The 3,087-nt window shown below is 46.4% G+C and carries 1 protein-coding gene; it reads left to right on the top strand.

Annotation, left to right across the window (positions count from 1 at the left end):
* Window positions 1-604: 604 nt before the first annotated feature.
* Window positions 605-3,087 (top strand): DUF4347 domain-containing protein (locus QUB35_RS38710; protein ID WP_333148345.1); only part of this gene is annotated, 2,483 nt, incomplete at its 3' end.

Raw genomic sequence — 3,087 nt, 5'->3', positions numbered from 1 at the left:
AGCTTGCAAATAGGTTCTATAAACCCGCCCGACCCCACGAAAAATCCTCTTATTGATATTGCTGCAAGATGTCAGGTACTCTCAACTTTTAAGAGCGATCGCACCTGAAAGTCAAAATCTGCCAATTTTTAGGAAATTAGTATTTTCTGTATATTTACGGTTCAATCTGTCTGAGCCAGCCTCAATGTCACCAGACTAAGAACAGCAGCATGAGGGGTGAGACCCCTTATGCTGATAAATCCGTAAGTAATTTAGCATATAACTAACCTTAGACCTGATATCATTTTTCCCAGAAAGAGAGCATATTCGCTAATACAAAGGCTGTTACCCCTTATTCATGTTAGAATTTGCAGCGCTCGGCCGCATCAGGACATCCAAGGGCGATCGCAGTAAATCCTGTCTAATGATTGACAAACATCACAATTGACAAATATAGGTTACTATTATGTCTCATAAATAAAGAACTTTCAAAGCTTTATCTTTGAAAGTTTATCGTCATCTAGGAAAATGGGCAGCTTAGATTTAGCACCCAAATTAACCAAAAATCAAAACCATCCCAAATCTGTCAACTTGGTCATCTACACAAACACGGAAATCTACCAATATGGAAACTAAAATCTTGAGACAAGCTAGCCATAAAGCAGAGACGGCTAGCCGAAAAAATCTAGCAATTGTGGATTCAAAAGTAGAAAACTACCAAGAGTTGCTCAGGGGAGTGAAATGCGGTACAGAAGTAGTCTTGCTCGATAGAACCCGGGATGGAATCGAGCAAATCACCGAAATTCTGGGTCAGCGCAGCAACATCACCAGCCTGCACATAGTTTCTCACGGCCGAGAAGCAGCAGTAGAAATCGGCCGGGCGGAACTTAATATTAATAATCTAGAAACCTACAGCAACCAATTGCAGCAGTGGGGAAAAGCCCTTAGCGAATCCGGCAGCATTTTACTTTACGGCTGTAACATAGCCGCAGGCGAATCCGGCATTAAATTCATACAAAAACTCAGTGAAATAACAGGAGCAAATATTGCTGCTTCCAATAACCTAACAGGGAGTGCAGCATTAGGTGGCGACTGGGAATTAGAAATTACTACAGGACAAATAAATACCGAAATAGCCTTTGAAAAAGAAGTCATAGAAGGCTACACATCAGTCCTCGCTACCTTAGCGGCTGAAGAATTTAAAAATACAACAGCGATCGGGCCTTGGATTTATAATAAGGAAGGTTCACCTCCTGGCTTAACCGCAGGTAGTACACCAAACCCCAGCGGAGTTATTCCTGCTTTAGGGACTGGCGATCCAGAGGATCAAGGTACTTTGAGATTAACATCAAACGCCTTTGACCAATCAGCTTTTGTAATCTACAATAACCCCATCTCAGCCACTGAGGGTCTGAGAATTACCTTTGATTTCTTTGCCTATAACAGAGGTACTGACCGGTATAAACCTGCGAATGTTGACCTCCTTGGTGCCGATGGCATTAGTTTTTTCCTGATTGACGGAACAGCTACGCCAACAGCAGCGGGAGGCTTTGGCGGCTCTCTCGGCTATGCTCAGAATAATAGGAATGGAATTGTACCGGGTATTAAAGGAGGTTATTTAGGTGTCGGATTAGACGAGTTTGGCTTTTTTTCTGCCAGTCAATCAGGATCGGGAGGGCGTGTGGGCGGCCCGGAGCAGCGACCGGATGCAGTAGGAATTAGAGGCAGCGAAAGCAGATCTTATAATTTTTTAACTAGCACTGTCGTTCCCGGTGGCATAGATAATATAGCTGCAACCAGTCGCACGTATGCTAATACCAAAAGAAGCGTCCAAATTACCTTATTTCCAGCGAATTCACCAACATTTCCTAACCGTCTGACAGTTGCCTTAGACTTGGACGGTAGTGGCACATTTGATGCGGGCGAAACACTGCTCGACATACCAAATTTGGAACCCATAAATGGAAAAGTGCCACCTACTTTTAAATTTGGCTTTGCTGGTTCGACAGGGGAAAATACAAACATTCACGAAGTTAACAATGTCATCGTTCAAAGTATAGATGAGCCTGCACTCAAAGCCGACGTTTCCATTGTTAAAAAAGGCCCGCTCTATGCCACACCCAACAGCACCATTACCTATACGATTACCTCCACAAATAACGACGGGCCAGACAGCGCCGAAAGCGTCCTGATTCAAGATCCCCTGCCCGCAGGCTTAAGTTTCGTCAGCGCCTCCGACGGCGGTACTTTAGACAGCAAAACGCGAACTGTCATATGGCCGGCGATTCCGACTCTGGCTAAGGGTGCTAGCGAAACCCGCACCATCACCGCAAGAGTTCCGGCAACAGTCGGCGCTTCCTTAACTAACAGTGCCTATAGCACCTCCAGCACTTACGACCCAGATCTAGGTAACAACAATAGTTCCCAACCCATCTCTCAAGTCTCAACTACAATTGTTGCTGCTCTTGCCGACGTTGTTACCACCAAAATCGGGACTACAGCAGCAGCACCGGGTGAAACAGTTACTTACACAATTTCGACAGTCAACAACGGCCCAAGCACAGCCGCAAACGTCACCGTTACCGACAGCATTGTTCCCGGTTTAAATATAGTTAGTCTATCCAACGAGGGTGTTTACAATGCAGATACTGGGATTGTCACCTTCCCAGCGATTCCCAGCTTGCCTTCCGGTGCTCCTCCTGCCATTAACACAGTCCGCTTCATCGCACCTGCATCTGCATCCGGCAGCGTCAGCAACACCGCCAGAAATACCTCAGCTACCCCTGATCCTTTTCCTGAGAACAACAACGGTACTGATCCGCTTGCTACAGTCACCACAACTCTGACACCTAGTGCCGACGTTGTTACCACCAAAACCGGGGATACGGCAGCAGCACCGGGTGAAATAGTTACTTACACAATTTCCACAGTCAACAACGGCCCCAGCACAGCCGAAAACGTCACCATTACCGACACCATCGTTCGCGGTTTAACAGGAGTCAACGGCGGTGTCTACGATGAAAATACAGGTATTGTCAGCTTCGCGCCCGTTCCCAGCTTAGCCAGCGGTGTCACCGTCACCAACACAGTCAGCTTCATCGCACCTGC

The sequence above is a fragment of the Microcoleus sp. B13-B6 genome, from assembly GCF_036705405.1.
Classification (GTDB): Bacteria; Cyanobacteriota; Cyanobacteriia; order Cyanobacteriales; family Microcoleaceae; genus Microcoleus.
Note: the sequence above shows the minus strand (reverse complement) of the source record. Positions and strands in the feature narration are given on the sequence as shown.